The sequence below is a fragment of the Gordonia sp. NPDC003425 genome, assembly GCF_053588635.1.
On the sequence record NZ_JBSFQI010000005.1, the window covers coordinates 168525 to 187838 of the forward strand.

A 19314-nucleotide genomic window follows, 5' to 3' on the forward strand; every position below is an offset into this window, starting at 1 on the left:
AGGTGACCGACCCTCATGAGTGACACCAGCACCCCGCATTTTCTCCAGGGGCGTTTTCCGTTCAAGGGCGCCGGCTTCGACACCCTCACGGTGATCGACGACTCGCTTGCGATCTCCGTGCCCGACGGCTCCACACTCCAGGCGGTCTACTTCCGGGGCGGCAACAGCAGCGACGAGATGATCACCGTGGCCCTGATGCACGACGGAGAACCGGTGCGCTACTTCCCGATTCCGGCGCAGGGCGCCACCCACATCCCGCTGCGCCTGGTCGCGGACTTCCTGGAGGGTGCCGAACTCTCGCTCACCCTGGCCGCGCCCACATCGGCGTCGGGCACGGTGATCATCGACCTCGGCCTGGTTGAGTTCTGATGGCACCGCGATCGCTGGTGGTGGTGGGCAACGGCATGGCCGGTGCCCGCACCGTCGAGGAGATCCTGGCCCGCGGTGGCGGCGAACAGTTCTCGATCACGGTGTTCGGCGATGAACCGTACGGCAACTACAACCGCATCGCCCTGTCGCACGTCCTGGCGGGGTCGGATGTGCCCGACGACATCTATCTCAATCCGGTGGACTGGTACCGCGACAATGCCATAGACCTGCGCGCCGGCGTCCGGGTGGTGCGCATCGATCCCTACGCCAAGGTGGTGCTGGGCGACGACGGTGCGCGCGTGAGCTACGACAAGTTGATCATCGCCACCGGCAGTCGCGCATTCTTCCCGCCGATCGAGGGACTCTGGGTGGACGACACCACCCTGCTGTCGGGGGTTTTCGGTTTCCGCAGCCTCGACGACACCACCTCGATCATCGCGCACGCCGACGGCGCCGAACGCGCCGTGGTGATCGGCGGCGGCCTGCTGGGCCTCGAGGCCGCGCACGGTCTGTCCGGGCGCGGGGTGTCGGCGGCGGTGGTCCATTCGGGCCCGATCCTGATGAACGCACAACTCGACGAGACCGGCGGCTCGGTGCTGCGCAAGGCGATCGAGCGGACCGGGGTGGACGTGGTCACCGGCAAACGCACCACCCGGGCGTTCGCCGACGACCACAACGCCCTCACCGGAATCGGATTCGCCGACGGCGACCGGATGGACTGCGACCTGCTGGTGCTGGCCACCGGAATCCGACCCAACGTCGGGCTCGCGCTCGGCGCGGGCCTCACCGTGGAACGGGCCATCGTGGTCGACGACCACATGCGCTCGATCGACGACGACGACATCTACGTCGTGGGCGAATGCGCGCAGCACCGCGGCCAGGTGTACGGCCTCGTCGCCCCGCTGTGGGAGCAGGCGACGGTGCTCGCCGACCACATCACCGCCACCGACCCGGCGGCCGCCTACCACGGGTCGCGGACCTCGACGAAACTGAAGGTGGCCGGCGTCGACGTGGCCCAGATGGGTGTCAAGGCACCCGAATTCGCCGACGACGAGTTCGTGCAGTTCTACGAGCCGCGTCACGGCGTGTACAAGACCGTCGTGATCCGGGAGAACAAACTGGTGGGTGCCACGCTCGTCGGCGACCTCGGCAAGGTCTCATTCCTGATGCAGGCGTTCGATCAGGGCACCGAACTGCCCGACGAGCGGATCTCGCTGATGTTCGACATCGGCACCCCCGATGCGGCGACCGGTGTGGCCGAACTGTCCGACGACGCGCAGGTGTGCAACTGCAACGGCGTCGACAAGAAGACCATCGTCGACTGCGTCGCCGGCGGCACCACGTCGGTGGCCGGGGTGATGGCCGCCACGCGGGCAGGCAAGGGATGCGGCTCCTGCAAGGGTCTGGTGGCGCAGGTCGTCGAGTGGGCCGCCGGCGACGCGGTCACCGTCGATCCGTCGGCGAACTGGTACGTCCCGGCCATCCCGTACGAGAAACCCGAACTGATGCACCTCATCCGGGAACTGAAGCTGTACTCGGTGCGCTCGGTGTTCGCCGCGCTCGCCCCGGACGGCAAGGAGGACGCCAACTCCAAGATGGGCCTCTCGTCGCTGTTGGAGATGATGTGGGGGTCCGATTTCATCGACGAACGCGCGAGCCGGTTCATCAACGATCGGGTGCACGCCAACATCCAGCGTGACGGCACGTTCTCGGTGGTGCCGCAGATGAAGGGCGGGGTGACCTCCGTCGAGCAATTGCGCGCCATCGCCGATGTGGCGGAGAAGTACTCGGTGCCGCTGATCAAGCTGACCGGTGGCCAGCGGATCGACCTGCTCGGAATCCGCAAAGAGGATCTACCCGATGTGTGGGCCGACCTCGACATGCCGTCGGGCTACGCCTACGGCAAGAGCTTCCGCACCGTGAAAACCTGTGTGGGCAGCGACTTCTGCCGATTCGGTGTGGGCGATTCGACGGCGCTGGGCATCGCGCTGGAGGAGCGGTTCCAGGGTATCGCCGGACCGGCCAAGATGAAGCTCGCCGTCACCGGCTGCCCACGCAACTGCGCCGAGGCCCTGTGCAAGGACCTGGGCGTGGTGGCCATCGACGGCGGCAAATGGGAAATCTATGTCGGCGGCGCGGCCGGTGCGCACATCCGCAAGGGCGATCTGCTGGCGACGGTGGACTCCCCCGCCGAGGTGATGACGCTGGCCGGACGCTTCCTGCAGTACTACCGGGAAAATGCGAAATGGTTGGAACGCACCTACGCGTGGGTGCCGCGCCAGGGTATCGAGAAGATCCGGGCGGTGGTGGTCGATGACGCGGAAGGCCTTGGCGCCGAACTGGATGCGAACATGCAGAAGTCGGTGGACGCCTACCGCGATCCCTGGCAGGACGGCAAGGAGCCGGTGACGCCGGGACAGTTCCGCTCGGCGCTGCCGCTGCTGCCCCTGCCGCAGGTGCCGGTCCGATGAGCGCTCCGGGAGTGGCCGAGTTCGTGGTGGGCAACGTGTCCGACATCCCGTGCGGCGAGGGGCGGACCTTCGCGGTCAACGGCACCCAGATCGCGGTGTTCCGCCTGCCCGACGGATCGCTGCGGGCGCTCGACGCGGTGTGTCCGCACCGCGGCGGCCCCCTCGCCGATGCCCTCATCGACGACGGGGTGGCGGTGTGTCCGCTGCACAACTACACCTACGACCTGACGACCGGTGCCGAAAAGGCGTACGGCGGAGTCGGTGTCCGCGCCTACCCGGTGCGTGCGGACGAGTCCGGCGCCATCACCGTAGAGTTTCCCGACACCCCCTGACCTGTCGGCACCCCGTGCGGGTGCTCACCCGTCGGGCCCTTTATCCGTCGGCGAGCGCCCGCACCCTGCCCAGCACGTCGGGATAGCGTTTGAGGTGCGCACCTCCGTTGAGGTCGATCGCGGCGCCCGTCATCCAGGCCGCCGCCGGGGAGGCCAGGAAGGCGACCGTCGCGGCGATGTCCTCGGGGGTGCCGGCCCGCCCCAGGGGTGTGTTGTCCAGGTACTCCTCGGTGAGCCCGGGTACGTAGGCGATTCCCGCGGTCAGCGGCGTGTCCACCAGCCCGGGAGACACCGCGTTGACCCGGATGCCGCGGTCGGCCAGTTCGAGCGCGGCCACCTCCACCAGCATCAGCACACCCGCCTTCGCCGCGCAGTACGACCCCATTCCGGCGCCCGGCTGCCGACCGTTGAGCGATGCGATGCACACGATCGACCCGCCGTCGGCGATGCGACGGCCCGCGTACTTGAGCACCAGGAAGGTGCCGGTGAGGCAGACGTCGACGGTGGTGCGCCAGTGATCGAGTTCGAGGTCGACCAGGGCGCCGGGCATCGACAGTCCGGCACAGTTGACCACGATGTCGGGTGTGCCGACGGCGTCGAATCCGGCCGACACCGACGTCTCGTCGGTCACGTCCATGGTGAGTGCGTCGGCGCCGGAACCGAGTTCGGCGGCGACGTCGTCGGCGGCACTGCCGTTGATGTCGGCGACGGTGACGGTGTCACCGCGCGCGTGCAGCATGCGCACCGTGGCCAGGCCGATTCCCGACGCTCCACCGATCACCAGTGCCCGGCTCATTCCGGACTCCCTTGATCCACGGCATGGTTTTCGCATGCGAGATGTCTTGTCAGGAAACCGATCTGGTGATCGACCACACGGCCGAAGGTTTCCTCGTCGATCTCCTCGAAGACCCCGAAGTGGTCGCACGGATAGTGACGCACCTCGGCGCGCGCCTTGAATGCCGCCTTCGCCGCGGCGTGGGGTGGGGCGCCGCGATCGAGGTCGGCGATCTGTACCAGCACCGGGCCGGTGATCTTGCCGGCATGGCGGTCGGCGCGGTAGGAGCCGAGTTCGGTGGCGATCGAGGCGTCCACCTCGTTGCGCCACGACGGGCCGGAGATGGCGAGGTAGCTCTCGTAATAGCCCTCGCTGGTCAGCGCCGCCCGCGTCCCGGGCCGCCCGACCACGGGGATCATGGTCGGCGAGCCGCCGAGTCTGGTGGCGAGTGTGCTCGCTGCGCCCGACATCGCCGAGCGCAGCATCGACACCGCGCCCACCTGCGGATAGTGGTGTCGCCCCGCGGCCAAGCCGCTGACCAGCGGCACCACCGAGATCACCGCCGCGACGTCGTCGCGTTCGGCGCCGAGAGCCAGGACGTGACCGCCCGACTGGGATAGTCCCCACAGCACGACGCGATCGGCATCCACGCCGGATTGGCCTTTGGCCGCATTCACCGCGGCGTGGAAGTCCGCGATCTGGCCCGACATCGACACCCGTTGTCGCACCGCCCCGCCGGAGAGTCCGAATCCCCGGAAATCGAAGGCGAACACCGCCAGGCCGGCCGCCCCGAGGCGGGCCGCGAACGGTTCCAGACCCGAGTCCTTGGTGCCGCAGAACCCGTGGGCCATCACCACCACCGGCACCCCGGCCGATGTGGCGAACGACGATGCGTCGGCCAGGCCCTCCGGGGGCGTGAAGAACCAGGCGTCGCAATCGGTTCCGTCGACCTCGAAGGTGACGCTGCGTCGCCGCGCCGAGCCGATCTCGCTGACGGTCATCGTGCCTCCTGCAACTCGGTGGTCTCCTCGACGGTCCGGTCGGTGACCCCGGCCCACCGCTGCGGCCCGAGGACCGCGGCGCGGCTGCGCCCGGCGGGAATCTCCCTGGTACGCATGTCGTGTTCGTAGAGATGAAAATCGACCTGCTGGGTGTTGCGCGGCCGGTCGAGCAGAAAGCCGGTGTAGAACTCCTGGTCGGCGGCGATCGACTGTCGCATCTCGTCGACCGGGGGCAGCCGGTACTGACCTCGCGCCCACGCCCCGATCAGCCTCGACTGCGCCTCGACGAACGGGAACAGCGTCGGCGTCGGCTGGGCGAACCCGACGAACACCAGATCGTCGATGCCCGGATAGAACATGCGCTTGTACAGGTCGATCCGGTTGTCGGGGGCGCTGATGAAGTCCTCGTCGAAGAACGGGAAGGTGATGTTGTAGCCGGTCGCATACAGGATGACGTCGAAGTCGGCGGCCGATCCGTCGTCGAAATACACGGTGGCGCCGTCGAGTCGGCCGATGTTCGGTTTGGCGGTGAGGTCACCGGAGCCGAGGCGGAAGGGCAACTCGACCGACTGCGTGGGATAGGACTCGAAGAACTTGTGGTTGGGGGTGGGCAGCCCGAAGTTCTCCGGGCGGCCCGCGGAGATCGGCTGGAAGGTCTGCATGAACTTGCGCTGCCAGGAGTACGGGATGTGCGGACTGAGTTTGAAGTACTTGTCCGACGGTTGCCCCGCAACGTATTTCGGTACGATCCACGCTCCCGAGCGGGTCGAGATCACCACGGTGTTGCCCAGCGTCCGCGACGACAGTTCGACCGCGATGTCGGCGGCGCTGTTGCCGATTCCGACGATGAGGATGCGTTTGCCGGTGAGGTCGAGCGGCGTGTGCGGGTCGATGTAGTGATGCGAGTGGACCGTTTCGCCGGTGAATTCGCCGGGGAAGCGCGCGAACCGCGGATCCCAGTGATGCCCGTTGCCGACGACGAGCAGGTCGAAACGGCGGGTCTCGCCGCGCTGTGTCTCGAGTTCCCAGCCCCCGTCGTCGAGACGTCGCGCGTGGGTCACCGCGTTCTCGAACTCGATGTGCCGGTTCAGGTCGAAGGCCTCGGCGTAGTCGTCGAGATACTTCTTGATCAGCGTGTGGTGCGGAAAATCCGGGTAGTCGTCGGGCATCGGGAAATCTCGGAACGACAGCTGATGCCGCGAGGTGTCGATGTGCAACGACCGGTAGGCGCTGCTGAGGCCGTTGGGATTGTCGAACGCCCAGTTGCCGCCGACGCGGTCGGACATCTCGAAACAGGTGAAGTCGACGCCGTAGTCGGTGAGCATCTTGCTGGTGGTCAGGCCGCTGATACCGGCACCGATCACGGCGGTGCGGGGTGGACGAGAACCCATGATGACCTTCCGGGAAGTGAACAGATTCTGGGATCTGTCTACTCCGCTCCGGCGTCGGGAGTGAACACTTTTGAGAATTTGTCTACCAGAGTTGTTAGAGTCGCCCCCATCACACCCGCGACGTCCTCGGAGGTATGCATGGCACCGGTGCTCACCGTGATCGGCGTCGGCGGCATGGGCGAGTGCATCGCACGACGGCTCGGCTCCGGGCGGCCGCTGCTCATCGCCGATCACGACGCCGACCGCGTCGATCGGCTCTCGGCCACCCTGCGCCGGCAGGGTTACGACGTCACCGCCCGCGTCGTCGACGTGTCCGACCGCGATCAGGTGGATGCGCTGGCCGCGGCGGCGGCGCACCTCGGCGAGGTGACCTCGGTGGTCCATACCGCCGGGGTGTCGCCCGCACTCGCTGCACCCGAACGCATCATCGCCGTCGACCTCGTGGGCACCGCCCATGTGCTCGACGCGTTCGGCGAGGTGATCGCCCCCGGCGGCGCCGGCGTGGTCATCGCCAGTGTTGCCGGGCACATCTTCGCCGATGCGGTGAGCCCGGAGCAGGCCACCGCGCTCGCCTCATTACCCGCCGCCGACCTGCCCGACCTGCCGCTGTTCACCTTCGACTCGATGCCCGACAATCTGGCCAGTGCGATGGCATACGGATACTGCAAGCGCGGCAACCACTTCCGCGTGCAGGCCGCGGCCCCGGCATGGGGCGACCGCGGCGCCCGGATCAACTCGGTGAGCCCGGGTGTCACCGCCACCGAGATGGGCTGGACGGAGTTCGAGGCCGACTTCGTCCACGACAGCTACGAGGCGATGATCGCCCAGTCGTCCGCCGGCCGATTCGCGACGGCCGAGGATGTGGCCGCGGCGGTGGAGTTCCTACTGGACCCGGGACGGTCCGGATTCATCACCGGCACCGATCTGCTCGTCGACGGCGGCGTGGTCGCGGGCGTGCGGCACGGCCGCATTCAGCTGGTCCCCGAATCGTGATGACCAGTGCCGCCGACTCGGTCAGCGTGAGCGATCGTCTGCTCGATGCCACCGCGAAACTGCTGGCCGACAAGGGCATCCGGACCACCACGATGCAGCAGGTGGCCGAAGTCGCCGGAGTATCGCGGGCGTGGTTGTACCGGCACTTCCCGGACAAGGCGGCGATGGTCGGCGCGACCATCGTCCGTTTGACCGAATCGTTCTGGACCGACGCACACACCGAACTGGGTGCGATCGACGGTTTCGCCGAGCAGCTGGTGGCCGGTGTGCGCATCGGTCGCGGCGCCTACAACGACCCCGGCGCGTTGCTGCTCCGGCTGCGCACCGCCGAACCCGAGGAGTTCGCCGCGTGCGCGGGGGTGGGGTTGGCGGGGTTGGTGCCCGACCTGGCCGCGTTTTGGCGTCCTTACGTCGAGACGGCGATCGCATCCGGCGAGATCCATCGTGCGCACGACCCGGAGGCGACCGCCGAATGGGTTGCGCGGGTGTTGATCAGCTTGGGCACCGTGGGTGGGCGGACCGTCGATCCGGACGACCCGGCGTCGCTGCGACGCCAGATCGACCACTACGTGATGCCCGCGCTGCGCGCGGCACCTCGTTGAATCGTTGAGCCGGTGAGGCGCCGCTATCCGGCGGGTACCGGAGCGATCCCCAGCTTGCCCGCCAGCTTCGCGAGGTAGGCGGTGGCCCGCTCGACGCTGTCGTCGGGCAAGCCGTAGAGGACCGTGGTGACGCCCAGATCCCGGAACTGCTCCAGTCTTTCGGGGATCGGCTTGAAGTCGAGGACCACGATCTGCGGACGCCCGGAGCGTCCGGCCTCGGTCCAGATCCGGTTGAGCAGACCCACCGAACCCGCGATGTCCTCCTCGCCGGGCGTGGTGATCCACCCGTCCGCGCTGCGCGCGATCCACCGGAAGTTCTTCTCCGTGCCCGCCGCGCCCACGAGCACCGGGATGTGTCCCTGCGGCGGCTTGGGCCACGCCCAACTGGAGCCGAAATCGACGAATTCCCCATGATATTCGGCCTCGTCCTCGGTCCACAGGGTGTTCATCGCCTCGAGGTATTCACGCAGCATGGTGCGTCGTCGTTTCGGCGGCACCCCGTGGTCGCCGAGTTCGTCGAGATTCCATCCGAAGCCCACCCCGAGGGTGAGTCGTCCGTCGGAGATGTGATCGACGGTGGCGAGCGTCTTGGCGAGGGTGATCGGATCGGACTGCACCGGCAGCGCCACCGCGGTGGCCAGCCGGATCCGGTCGGTCACGGCCGCGGCGGCGGCCAGCGACGTCCACGGATCGAGGGTGCGCATGTAGCGGTCGTCGGGCAGCGACGAATCGCCGGTCATCGGGTGCGCGGCGTCGCGCCGGGTGGGGATGTGGCCATGTTCGGGCACGAAATAGGAGGCGAAACCGGCCTCTTCGATCAGCGGCGCGAGCACGTGCGGTTTGAGCCCACGATCGCTGGTGAACTGCACGATTCCGAACTCCATGACTCTCCTCCGGGGTGTGACGTGACCCACGTATCACCATAGACACTCGCCTGGACACTTGTCCATCGAGTGCGGGAGGTGAGTGCTCAGTTCGCCGGGCAGGGATTGCGGTAGGGCACTCCCTGCGCGAATTCCCGCCACGTGGCGGCGTCGAGTCCGTCGCCGGCCCGGCACACCCGGTCGGCCGCGGCGGTCGGGTCGATGGACCACCACCGCAGGTCCGTGCTGCCGCCGGCGTAGATGGTGTCGTTCCGGTCGATCGACGCGTTCCGCACGAAATCCGATGCAGCGGTGAGCGATTCATCCGCCGCATGCGGCCGGGGATGGCCCGGGTCGGAGTTGTCCCAGAGTTGTATGGTGCGACTGCCGCCCACCACCAGCGTGCGTCCGTCCGCGGAGACCGACAGCGACGACACCCGTCCGCCGACCGGCACCGCGAGGGCCTGCGCGGCCTTGGTGTCGGTGATTGCGGGGTCGGGGGTTGCGGGGTCGGGGGTTGCGGTGTCGATCACCCACATCCGCTCATTGTCGGCACCGGCATACAGGTAGTGGCCGTCGGCGCTGAACGCCACGGTGTTCACCGCACCGTCGTGGACGTCCACCTGCGCAATCCGGCGCGGGGCCGCCGGATCGGTGAGATCCCAGCGGCTGATCCGGTGCGCGGCGTCGGCCACCGCGATGCTCCGCCCGTCCGGGGCGAACTGCACGTCCTCCACGAAACCGGTGGCGGCGTCGAACGGTGCGCCGATCTGTCGGGGACGTCGCGGATCGGCGACGTCCCACACCCGCAACCCGTTGTCGGTGTCGCCGGTCACCAGCAGGTCGCGGGTGGGGTCGAAGGCCAGCGGAAAGACGTGCCGGGTGCCGAGCCGCAGCGTGGCGGTGCGCACCGGGGAACGCCGGTCGGTGATGTCGTAGAGCTCCACCTCACCGCCGCCGGTGAAGGCCGTGGCCAGCACGGTACCGGTGCGATTGAACGCGGCCACGTAACCGCCGCTGGCCCGTGGTTGTGAACGCATCGACGACAGGCGCGTCGGGGTGGCGGTGCGCAGATCCCACAGATTCACCACCTGGTCGGCGCCGCTGGTCGCCAACGTCGTGCCGTCGCGCGAGACCACTGTCTGGGTGATGGGCAACTGGTGGGCGGGCAGCGGCGAGGCCGGTAGATCCCATGCCTGCACCGCGCCTTCACCGCCCGCGGTGAGCACCGTGTTCGGGCCGAGCGGCCGCGCGGTGAAGAAGGCGCCGCCGACCGTGCGCATCGGCTCGCCGATCTCGGTCAGCACACCCGGAGTGGCTGTCGAGTCGTCGACATTCCACTTCTTGGCCAGCCCGTCGAGTCCGGCGGTGATCAGTGCGCGCCCCTGATCGGAGAAACCCACCGACCAGATCGCGGCGCCGTGCGCGTGGACGCGCCGCACCTGCCGGGGGCGGGTCGGGTCGGAGATGTCCCACACCGCCACCGTGCCGTCGTCGCGGCCCGCGGCGAGCAACCTGCCGTCAGGTGAGACGGCCACCGAGTGCCAGCCGCTGTCGACGCCGTCGGCAATACGGGCGAGTTGCTGCGGCACCGACGGGGTGGCGATGTCACTGAGGGTCAACGTGCCGTCGTCGGACCCGGCCACCAAGACCGGTGCCGTGGGGCTGATCGCCACCGTGCGGACCGCACCCTCGTGTCCGCCGATCATCCCGACCGCGCGATACGGTCCCGGTCCGGTGGTGTCCCACAGCGTGACGACGCCGTTGTCGTGCGTGGACGCCAGCAGCGTGCCGGCCGAGTTGTAGCGCAGGATGTACGAGGTGCCCGTCCCGTAGGGCGAGGCCATGGTGGCGATCCTCACCGGATGTGCACGGTCGTGCACATCCCATACCGTCACGTGCCCCGTGCCGTCGGCCGAGGCCAACCGTGATCCGGACGGATCGAAATCGACGGAGGTGACGAAGCCGTCGTAGCCACCGAGCACAGGGGCGGCCGCGGTGATCCGGCGCGGGTCATGGGCATCCCACAACCGCACTGTGCGGTCGTAGCTGGCCGTGGCCAGCAGACCCGACGGCGTGGCCGCGATGTCGTAGATCGCGCCGGAGTGCGCCTGCCGCGCGGCCGCGGGCAACGGCAGCTGCTGGGTCTGCAGCACCCGCATCGCGGCCAGCGGGTCGTCGGGGCGGATGCGCCAGGCACCCACCGCGAGGCCGGCGGCCACCCCCGGGTCGCTCTGCTCGAGCCGGCCGATGGTGGACAGCAGCGCGGAGAAACGGGCGTTGTCGCCCTCGCGGGCCAACGCGATGTTCGAGATGATCGCGACGGTGGCGGCGACCAACGCCACCACCAGCAGCAGCACCACCGCGGCGATTCCCTTGCGGCGGCGGCGTCGCTGAGACTCGATCTGGCGGTCGGCGGCATCGAGGAACTCCTGCGCGCTGGCCGGCAGCATCGCGTCCTCGGCGACCTGTGCCGCCCACATCCAGCGCCGCAGGTTGTAGAGCATCGACGGATCGCGGCCGCTGAGCTGCCACTCCCGGGCATCGGAGGCGACGCGCTCGAGGATCGGGGCCAGATCGCGGTGACGCTCGATCAGCTCGCCCAGTCGCGGCCACGCGGTGAGCACGATGTCGTGGATGATCTGAACCTGCTCGCCGGCAATGGTGACCAGCCGGGAGCCCGCCAGCGCTTCGACCACCGCGAGAGTGGTGTCCCGGTCCTTTCCGGCGTCGGCGAGTTCGTCGAGGGTGCGTGGCATCCGCGTGACACTGCGGTCGGAGACGTGCACCAGCGCGAGCAGGAGTCGTTCGGCCACCACCTGCTGGTTGTCGTCGAGGGTGTCCCAGGTTTTTTCGGCGGTCGCCGCGATCGCCGACGCCACGCCGCCCGCGGCGTGATAGCCCGCGACGGTGAGCATGCCGCCGCCGCGCTGCGCCCACATCACCGACAACACGTGCGCCACCAGCGGGAGCTGACCGGCGCGGTCGTCGGTGGAACCGCGCAGCGGCGTCATCGACCTCAGGTCGGACAAGATGGTGGCGGCCAGTCCCCGGTCGACGCGGATACCCGACAGCCGTGCCGGTGCCGCGATCACGTCCTCGAGTTCGCGGTCGGTCATCGCCGGCACGATGAGCGAGTGCCGCTGCCACGCCGACGCGAGCGGTTCGAGGCCCGAACAGATCTCGTACATGTCGGCGCGGATACCCGCGACCACCACGTGACCCCGTACCGCTGCGAGCGCACCGAGCCGCTCGGCGAGGCGCGCGACCTCGGCGCTGTGCCGCGGGTATCCCACCAGCACCTGTTCGAGTTGATCCACGACATGCACGGTCAGCCCGGGCGAGGCGCCCGCGTCCGTAACCGCGTCGGTCTCGGTTTCGGTGCGAACGTCGGAATCGGTATCGGCGTCGGCATCTGCGGTCCCCGTCGTGGCCGTCGGGTCGGACTCGCCGGCGAGATCGGTGGCGAGCAGGGTGTGCACGGTCCAGGGGTCGTCGGCAGCGGCCGACAGGCGGGCGATGCCGGCTCGCAGCAGTGAGGATTTGCCTGCTCCGGAGACACCGGTGACCACGACGATCGCCGGCGCGGTCTCGCGGTGTGCCGACGCGGAGGCGATCAGCCTCCGCAGATCGTCGAGTACGGCGTCGCGACCGAAGTAGACGTCGCGGTCGGCGGCGGTCAGCGCGGCCAGTCCGCGGTAGGGCGAGCGGACGCCGGGGACGCGGGTATCGCCGCGCGAGGGACTCGACTCCGCCCCGCGGCCCGCTGTTGCGCCGCCGGCGCGGCCCAGCTCCCACCATTCACGCCACCGCGTCAACGGCGGCACGTCGACCGCGCCCCGAGCGCGCGATTGCAGGATCAGCCAGGCGAGGGCGGGTTCGAGCGTTTCGAACCGGGCAGGCAGGTGCCGGCCCCGGCGCCAGTCGCTGAGCCGCTGCACCGTGATCTCGGCGCGACCGCCGCTCACCCGGCGCGACCCGCCGGCCACCGCCGCCAAGGTGGGTGAGCCCGCCGAGGCGAACAGTTGTCGCAGCTGTGCCCCGAACCGGGTTGCCGGATCGCTCGTCGAGTCGGGCTCGTCCACGATATTCACGTTCTTCACCGCTCTGGACGCCCCCGTGTAACTTCGCCGTCGCGATCGGACCTCTCGTTAGGGTCGCGACCGAACCTCACGCAGAGAATGTACGAACGGCGTGTCGCCTGCGCAACGCGGGTACGGGGTCGGGATGCGACCAATTGTCCGGTCCGGAAAACACCTTGCGGCACTTGATCAGGTCATATGACCGAAATTCCGGTGCGGCCCGGACACACCCCACTGCGACCGGTTTCACTGAGAGAGCGACGAGGGAGACACGTCGACGAGGTGGGAACAAGCCATCGATCCCCCCTGATGGCCACCGTTCCCATGTCGGGGGGCGCGTTCTCGCTGCCGATCCCCCCATTACGGCAGCGAGAACGCGCTGACACAACCGGGGCACCACTGGGCGCACCAACCACCTGGGCGCACCGACCACATGGGCACACCGCCACCGCAAGGAGAGCGGGACGTGCTCACACGTCGCGGAAGATCCCGTTGCCGGGGCTGGTGCGGGTCACCGCGTCCACCGCGAGCACCACCGCCGCCGACGTCCAGCAACTCTTCTCCACCGGCCACCGCTTGCCGTCGGCGTACACGAGCCCGGTCCAGTAGGAGCCGTCGGGGTCGCGCAGATGCTGGATCGAGGCGATCAGTTCCACCGCGTCTGCGGTGTCGCCGAGGGTGTCGAGGGCGAGCGCGAGTTCGCACGTCTCCGCCCCGGTGACCCACGGACGGTGATCGACGCAGCGCACGCCGCGGCCTTCGACGACGAATTGCGCCCAGCGGCGCGCGATCAACTCCTGGCCGGCCCGGCCGCGCACCGCGCCGCCGAGCACCGGGTAGTACCAGTCCATCGAGTGCTCCGACGGTTTCTCGAACACCGACGGCCGCGCCGCGAAAGCCTCCGCGAGCGCCGACTGCGCGCGGATCCACCCGTCGTCGGGTTGTCCCACCTCGGCGGCGATGCGGTTGGCGCTGTCCAGCGCCTGGTAGATGCTCGAATTTCCGGTGATCAGCGCCTCGGAGAACATCGCACCGGTGTGGTGGTCGCCGCCCCACCGGAACGCGCCGTCGGAACGCTGGAAGCGGGTCACCAGCTCGATCGCCGACCACACCACCGGCCACATCCGGTCGAGAAACGCCTGGTCACGGGTGATCAGGTAGTGATGCCACACTCCGACGGCCACGTAGGCACAGAAGTTGGCGTCCACCCCGTCGTCGGTGACCTGCCCGCACACCGTCCGGATGGGCCACGACCCGTCGGGCCGTTGATGCCTGCGCGACCACTCGTAGGCGCGTTCGGCCTCGTCGACGAAGCCGGTGACCGACAGCGCCATCGCCGATTCGATGTGGTCCCACGGGTCGGTCTGTCCGCCCGGAAACCACGGCAGCGCCCCGGATTCCTCCTGCATGGCAGCGATCGCCGCGCCGGTGGCATGCATCTGTGCACCGGTGACCACTCCGTCGATCGAGAGCGCCCCGATGTCGGGAGCGGTGGTCATACCCCGCGGGTGTCCTCGGGTGTGCCCGAATCGGGTTTGCGCAGGTAGAGCGCCACCGACTTGCCGATGAGCGGGTTGAGTAGTCGTTCGCCGCGCCGGGTCAGCGCGGGTGCCGACATCATGTCCCACACCAGCAGCCGGTGGTAGGCGCGCACCAGCGGATTCTGATCGTTGTCCACACCGACGGCGCACTTGAGCCACCAGTAGGGGGCGTGCAGGGCGTGGGCATGGTCGGTACCGGTCACCTCGAGTCCCGCGGCGGTGAGCTTCGCGCCGAGTTCGGAGGCCTTGTAGATCCGGACGTGGCCACCCTCGACCTCGTGGTAGGCGTCCGACAACGCCCAGCACACCTTCTCCGGCCAGTAGCGGGGCACGGTCACCGCGGCCACGCCGCCCGGCCGCAGCACCCGCACCATCTCGGTGATCGCGGCCTCGTCGGACGGGATGTGTTCGAGGATCTCCGACATCAGCACCACGTCGAAGGTGCTGTCGGCATACGGGAGTCGCAGTGCGTCGCCGACCTCGGCGCGTGCCTTGGCCTCGGCGGGCACCTCACCCTCGGCCATCATCGCGTCGAACATCTCGCCGACGTCGGCCATGTCCTGTTCGGACTGGTCGAAGGCGATGACGTCGGCCCCGCGCCGGAACATCTCGAACGAGTGCCTGCCCTGCCCGGCCCCGATGTCGATCGCCTTGGTGTGCGACCCCACGCCCAGCCGGTCGAAATCCACTGTCAGCACTCGCTCCCCTTTCGCTCCGCCGCACTCGTCATCGGCGTTGCCCGTTCGTGTCGTCGCGGTTCGTGTCATCGCGGTTCGTGTCATCGCGGTTCGTGTCGTCGCTCTGGACCCCGGCCAGCACGGTCTCGTAATGCGCGGCGGTTTTCGCGGCCACCGCCGCCCAGCTGTAGCGTTCCTCGACGCGTCGCCGACCCGCCGCACCCATCCGGGTACGCGCGTCGGCATCGTCGAGCAGCGTGCCGATGGCCTGCGCGAGGCGACCCGAGTCCCGCGGCGGCACCAGCAGCGCGGCCTCACCGTTGTCGCCGACCACCTCGGGGATCGCTCCGGCACGCGTGGCCACCAGCGGTGTGCCGCAGGCCATCGCCTCCACCGCGGGCAGCGAGAACCCCTCGTAGAGCGACGGCACGCACGCCACTTCCGCCGAGGCCATCAACTGCGCCATCTCCTCGTCCTCGAGACCCGATACCACCCGCACCCGCGAGCCGATGGCGAGTTCTTCGATCATCGCCGCCGACGGGCCGTCGGGATCCAGCTTGGACACCAGGGTGAGTTCCACGTCGCGTTCGGAGCTGAGTTTGGCAATCGCCTCCAGCAGGTAGGACACACCCTTGAGTGGGGCGTCGGCGCTGGCCACGCACACCACGCTGCCCGGGCGCCGCTGCTGCGCCGGCCGGAACACGTCGGTGTCGACGCCGAGCGGGATGGTGGTGATCCGGCCCGACGGGATGTCGAATGCCTTGCGGATGTCCACCTCGCTGCTGCGGGAGACGGTGAGCAGTTCGGGGATGCGGCGTGCCACCCGCCCCTGCATGCGCAGGAAAGAGTGCCAGCGCCAGGCGGTGATCTTGCGCCACCCCTTGGCCGCCTTCACCGCCAGGCTGCGGTCGCGCGTGATGGGATGGTGGATCGTCGCGATCAGCGGGAACCCGGCGCGCTGGATCTGCAGGAGTCCGTAGCCGAGGCATTGGTTGTCGTGCACGATGTCGAAGTCGTCGCGACGGTCGGCGAGCAGCCGCGCCACCCGCAGGCTGAATGTCAACGGTTCGCCGAAGCTCGCGGTCCACATCGAACCGACCTCGATCGCGTCGATCCAGTCGCGATACTCGCCGAGGCGCGGGGTGCGGAACGGGTCGGGTTCGTCGTAAAGGGCCAGGCTGGGCACCTTGGTGATCGTGACGCCGGCGTCGACGGCCACCTGGTCGAGTTCGGGGTAGGGCTGCCCGGAGAAGATCTCGACTTCATGTCCGAGGAGCGCCAGTTCACGACTCAGGTGACGTATGTACACCCCCTGCCCGCCACAGTGCGGTTTGCTGCGATAGGACAGCAATGCCACTCGCACCTCGCGCCCCTACCTCTCCCTCGTGTTCGCCCCACCACAGGCCCCCATCAGATCACCGATCCCGCGACCGTTCGCGCGGCGTCCTCGAGGTCGGTGATTCGTACCAGCTTCACCCGCCGTCGGCCGGCCTGCTTGCCCGCGTCCCGTTCGGCGGCATCGATGCTCTTCCAGCCGGCCAGATCGACGCGACGCGCACCGCGGTCGGCGATGAGTTCGGGCACGTCGTCACGCGACGCGGTCGGCTGCGGCAGCGTACCGGCGATGAAGTCGGCGATCAGGGATTGGGCCGTCTCCTGCCCGCACATCCGGTTGCGCCCGATGCCGCCGGTGGCGCCGCGTTTGATCCATCCCGTCACGTAGAGGCCCGGAATGATGTCGCCGTCGGCCGCCGTCTGCACTCGTCCCTCGCTGTTGGGGACCACGCTGTGCGCCGCGTCGAACGGAACGTCGGCGATTGGCATGCCGCGGTAACCGATGGCCCGCAACACCAGGCCGGCGTCGAGGTCGAAACGTTCCGCGGTGGGCGTCACCGCCATGTTCTCGCCGGTCTGGGCGTAGGTGTTGCGGACGCAGGTGAGCTTCTCCACCTTGCCGGACTCCCCCGAGATCTCCACCGGGGAGGCCAGGAACCGGAACACGATGCGCTTGTTTCCCGGCGTGGTGGGGCGTTCGGCGAACTCGCGGGCAAGCCGCACCTTCGTCGCGATCGTCGAATCGAGCGTGCCGTCGGACTCGGCCGCCTCCGACACGGGGTCGAGGACCAGTTCGGCGGGATCGATGACGATGTCGACACCGTCGACATCGCCGAGCGCGAGGAACTCGCTGTTGGTGTAGGCGGCCTGGGCGATGCCCCGCCGGGCGAGTAGCACCACTTCGCTGATATTTGAGTCGCGCAACCTCGCCAGGGCGTGATCGGCGATGTCGGTGCGCGCCAGCACGTCGGGATCGGTCACCAGGATGCGGGCGACGTCGAGTGCCACGTTGCCGTTGCCCACCACCACGGCGCGCTCGCCGGACAGGTCGACGTCCAGATCGGCGTAGTCGGGGTGCCCGTTGTACCAGGCGACGAATTCGGTGGCCGGCAACGATCCCGGCAGGTCCTCGCCCTCGATGCCGAGTCGCTTGTCGGTGGGCGCACCCACCGCATAGATCACCGCGTGATACCGGGCCAGCAACTCATCGTGCGTGATGTGCGTGCCGACCTCGACGTTGAGGAAATAGGAGAAGTTCCGTTTGGCGGCGGTGATGGCGAAGGTCTTCTCCACACCTTTCGTCGCGGCGTGATCGGGTGCGACCCCGGCACGGACCAAGCCATACGGGGTCGGCAGCCGGTCGAACATGTCGACGCTGATCTGGGGACGCCGGACCAGTTCTTCGGCGGCATAGAACGCGGCCGGGCCTGCTCCGACGATGGCGATGTGCAGATCGCCTTCGGGCAGCTTCGGCGCCTTCGTGGGCGGGACGATGCCCCCGTCGACGTCGTGGTCGGTGTAGTAATCAGCGTTGATCTGCAGGTAGGGCTCGTCCCGCTCGGTGAGCTGATCGTCGGGCAGGATGGCCTCCACCGGGCATTCGTCGATGCAGGCACCGCAATCGATACAGGTGTCGGGGTCGATGTAGAGGCTCTCGGCGGTGAGGAATTCCGGCTCGTCGGGCGTCGGGTGGATGCAGTTCACCGGGCACACGGCAACGCAACTCGCGTCGTTACAACAGGGCCTCGTGATGACGTGCGGCATGGTTCTGCTTTCTCGCCCAGCATGGGTGGAACGTGTTCTAGTTTTCCGCTGACTGTACATCAGTCGCGACAACCGGTGCGACCGCGGGACGCGCCCCGCCGGCCGTTCACGGCTGCCCATTCACCGTAGTCGTACGGCCAACAGTTCACCCGTCTCGGATGCCACCACGAGGCGTTGGGACTCCCCGGGCCGATGCGCGATAGCGGTGACCGGCCGGCCCACATCGACGACGCATCGCTCGCCGGTTTGCAGGTCGACGATGAAGACCTGGCCGGTGACGGTGCCGACCGCCAACGTGTGCGGTCCCAGTGCGTCCACATCGTCGAGGAACCCGGGCCGTGGAGCGGTCAGGTCGACGGCCGCCCGGGCCTTTGCCGGCGCGTCGAGCGGGACCGCGAGCACGCGGCCGGTGGCGCTTGCGGTGAGTGTGACGTAGAGGGTGTCGCCGATGACGACCGCACCGTTGGTGCCGGTGCCGTTGACGGTGCGTGTCGGCGCGAAGTTCTGCGGCGATGCCGCGGTCCACTCCTCGTCGATGGACCCATCGGGGCGCAGCCTCACCACTCCGAGCGCACCGTCGGTGACGTAGGCGTACCCGTGTGCGTCGAACGCCAGGCCGTTCGGTGCGCCGAGCCCGCGGGCCCACACCTGCGGCACCGGCCGGGCCGCAGCCGGGTCGAACCGCATCACCGTTGCGGTCCGGGGTGCGCCCGGCGCCCCGTTGAGTGGCAGGTTGCCCGAGTTCACGTAGAGCTTCCCGTCGGGGCCGGGACGTATCGCTCCGGGTGCGGTCACCGGAACGGTTGCGGTCACCCGGCCTGTGGTGTCTCGACGTTGCACCGTGTTGTCCAGCAACCGCGACGTCCACAGATTTCCGGCGGCGTCGAAGGTGAGGTTCTCGGCCCACGCGGTCGGCGAGGGCGAGCCGAACAGCGTTGTCACGGTGGCCGCGCACTGCGGGGTCGGCGGTGGCGCCGCCTGCGCCGGTGTGGCCGCGAGGAAGGTGATCACCACCGTGACCACCGCTGCTGTGACCCCTGCCGCCCAGACCCCTGCCGCCCGGATCACCGTGCTCCACAGCCGACGACCCACGTCGTTCTCCTGTCTCGCAGTCCGCG

General features: G+C 68.8%; 15 protein-coding genes. 5 read left to right on the forward strand and 10 right to left on the reverse strand.

Features of this window, described 5'->3' with window-relative positions; translation table 11 throughout:
• Positions 1 to 15: 15 nt before the first annotated feature.
• From ACWDTD_RS08470 to ACWDTD_RS08480, 3 genes are read left to right on the forward strand one after another with little or no spacing between them, the layout of a single operon-like run.
• Entirely contained in the window at positions 16 to 369 is a 354-nt protein-coding gene (locus ACWDTD_RS08470; RefSeq protein WP_449746650.1) for a molybdopterin oxidoreductase, read from the forward strand.
• Positions 369 to 2840, forward strand: coding sequence for a nitrite reductase large subunit NirB (nirB, locus tag ACWDTD_RS08475; protein WP_449746651.1), 2472 nt, complete (start codon positions 369 to 371; stop codon positions 2838 to 2840). The genes ACWDTD_RS08470 and nirB overlap by 1 nt, the downstream gene beginning before the upstream one ends.
• Entirely contained in the window at positions 2837 to 3172 is a 336-nt protein-coding gene (locus ACWDTD_RS08480) for a Rieske (2Fe-2S) protein (RefSeq protein WP_449746652.1), read from the forward strand. Before nirB ends, ACWDTD_RS08480 begins: the two co-directional genes overlap by 4 nt.
• Positions 3173 to 3212: 40 nt before the next feature.
• Here the strand turns inward: ACWDTD_RS08480 and ACWDTD_RS08485 are convergent, their stop codons facing one another.
• Genes ACWDTD_RS08485 through ACWDTD_RS08495 form a run of 3 tightly spaced genes read right to left on the reverse strand, consistent with a single transcriptional unit; the run spans position 3213 to position 6339 of the window.
• Positions 3213 to 3968, reverse strand: coding sequence for an SDR family NAD(P)-dependent oxidoreductase (locus ACWDTD_RS08485; protein WP_449746653.1), 756 nt, complete (start codon positions 3966 to 3968; stop codon positions 3213 to 3215).
• Positions 3965 to 4948 carry an alpha/beta hydrolase gene (locus ACWDTD_RS08490; protein ID WP_449746654.1) on the reverse strand — a complete coding sequence of 328 codons (984 nt, stop codon included), beginning with the start codon at positions 4946 to 4948 and terminating at the stop codon, positions 3965 to 3967. The genes ACWDTD_RS08485 and ACWDTD_RS08490 overlap by 4 nt, the downstream gene beginning before the upstream one ends.
• A complete protein-coding gene (locus ACWDTD_RS08495; RefSeq protein WP_449746655.1) occupies positions 4945 to 6339 on the reverse strand; it encodes a flavin-containing monooxygenase in 1395 nt (464 codons plus the stop codon). Before ACWDTD_RS08495 ends, ACWDTD_RS08490 begins: the two co-directional genes overlap by 4 nt.
• Before the next feature lie 138 nt (positions 6340 to 6477).
• Between ACWDTD_RS08495 and ACWDTD_RS08500 the strand changes: the two genes are divergently transcribed.
• Together ACWDTD_RS08500 and ACWDTD_RS08505 are read left to right on the forward strand one after the other, a co-directional pair.
• Positions 6478 to 7332: an SDR family oxidoreductase gene (locus ACWDTD_RS08500; protein ID WP_449746656.1), complete on the forward strand. Its 855-nt coding sequence runs from the start codon at positions 6478 to 6480 to the stop codon at positions 7330 to 7332.
• Positions 7332 to 7934 (forward strand): TetR/AcrR family transcriptional regulator, encoded by a 603-nt coding sequence (locus ACWDTD_RS08505; RefSeq protein WP_449746657.1) that lies wholly within the window; start codon positions 7332 to 7334, stop codon positions 7932 to 7934. The genes ACWDTD_RS08500 and ACWDTD_RS08505 overlap by 1 nt, the downstream gene beginning before the upstream one ends.
• 23 nt (positions 7935 to 7957) lie before the next feature.
• On the opposite strand, the gene ACWDTD_RS08510 is transcribed toward ACWDTD_RS08505, so the two are convergent.
• The 7 genes from ACWDTD_RS08510 to ACWDTD_RS08540 all read right to left on the reverse strand — a co-directional run bounded on the left by ACWDTD_RS08510 (position 7958) and on the right by ACWDTD_RS08540 (position 19288).
• Entirely contained in the window at positions 7958 to 8818 is an 861-nt protein-coding gene (locus tag ACWDTD_RS08510; RefSeq protein ID WP_449746658.1) for an LLM class F420-dependent oxidoreductase, read from the reverse strand.
• 86 nt (positions 8819 to 8904) lie between these two features.
• On the reverse strand, positions 8905 to 12882 hold the full coding sequence (locus ACWDTD_RS08515) for an nSTAND1 domain-containing NTPase (RefSeq protein ID WP_449746659.1): 3978 nt from the start codon (positions 12880 to 12882) through the stop codon (positions 8905 to 8907).
• Between the two features lie 467 nt (positions 12883 to 13349).
• Positions 13350 to 14378 carry a prenyltransferase gene (locus tag ACWDTD_RS08520; RefSeq protein ID WP_449746660.1) on the reverse strand — a complete coding sequence of 343 codons (1029 nt, stop codon included), beginning with the start codon at positions 14376 to 14378 and terminating at the stop codon, positions 13350 to 13352.
• Entirely contained in the window at positions 14375 to 15118 is a 744-nt protein-coding gene (locus ACWDTD_RS08525) for a class I SAM-dependent methyltransferase (protein ID WP_449746661.1), read from the reverse strand. The genes ACWDTD_RS08520 and ACWDTD_RS08525 overlap by 4 nt, the downstream gene beginning before the upstream one ends.
• A gap of 28 nt (positions 15119 to 15146) precedes the next feature.
• On the reverse strand, positions 15147 to 16460 hold the full coding sequence (locus ACWDTD_RS08530; RefSeq protein WP_449746662.1) for a glycosyltransferase family 4 protein: 1314 nt from the start codon (positions 16458 to 16460) through the stop codon (positions 15147 to 15149).
• Positions 16461 to 16507: 47 nt separating this feature from the next.
• Complete coding sequence (locus ACWDTD_RS08535) at positions 16508 to 18196, reverse strand: FAD-dependent oxidoreductase (RefSeq protein ID WP_449746663.1); 1689 nt, start codon at positions 18194 to 18196, stop codon at positions 16508 to 16510.
• A gap of 120 nt (positions 18197 to 18316) precedes the next feature.
• Entirely contained in the window at positions 18317 to 19288 is a 972-nt protein-coding gene (locus ACWDTD_RS08540; RefSeq protein WP_449746664.1) for an SMP-30/gluconolactonase/LRE family protein, read from the reverse strand.
• Positions 19289 to 19314: the final 26 nt, after the last annotated feature.

Bases quoted from the DNA above. Each gene is read 5' to 3' on its own strand.
- ACWDTD_RS08520 (WP_449746660.1), bottom strand. From the start codon at position 14,378: ATGACCACCGCTCCCGACATCGGGGCGCTCTCGATCGACGGAGTGGTC.
- ACWDTD_RS08490 (WP_449746654.1), bottom strand. From the start codon at position 4,948: ATGACCGTCAGCGAGATCGGCTCGGCGCGGCGACGCAGCGTCACCTTC.
- ACWDTD_RS08505 (WP_449746657.1), top strand. From the start codon at position 7,332: ATGACCAGTGCCGCCGACTCGGTCAGCGTGAGCGATCGTCTGCTCGAT.
- ACWDTD_RS08500 (WP_449746656.1), top strand. From the start codon at position 6,478: ATGGCACCGGTGCTCACCGTGATCGGCGTCGGCGGCATGGGCGAGTGC.
- ACWDTD_RS08510 (WP_449746658.1), bottom strand. From the start codon at position 8,818: ATGGAGTTCGGAATCGTGCAGTTCACCAGCGATCGTGGGCTCAAACCG.
- ACWDTD_RS08535 (WP_449746663.1), bottom strand. From the start codon at position 18,196: ATGCCGCACGTCATCACGAGGCCCTGTTGTAACGACGCGAGTTGCGTT.
- nirB (WP_449746651.1), top strand. From the start codon at position 369: ATGGCACCGCGATCGCTGGTGGTGGTGGGCAACGGCATGGCCGGTGCC.
- ACWDTD_RS08485 (WP_449746653.1), bottom strand. From the start codon at position 3,968: ATGAGCCGGGCACTGGTGATCGGTGGAGCGTCGGGAATCGGCCTGGCC.
- ACWDTD_RS08470 (WP_449746650.1), top strand. From the start codon at position 16: ATGAGTGACACCAGCACCCCGCATTTTCTCCAGGGGCGTTTTCCGTTC.
- ACWDTD_RS08480 (WP_449746652.1), top strand. From the start codon at position 2,837: ATGAGCGCTCCGGGAGTGGCCGAGTTCGTGGTGGGCAACGTGTCCGAC.
- ACWDTD_RS08495 (WP_449746655.1), bottom strand. From the start codon at position 6,339: ATGGGTTCTCGTCCACCCCGCACCGCCGTGATCGGTGCCGGTATCAGC.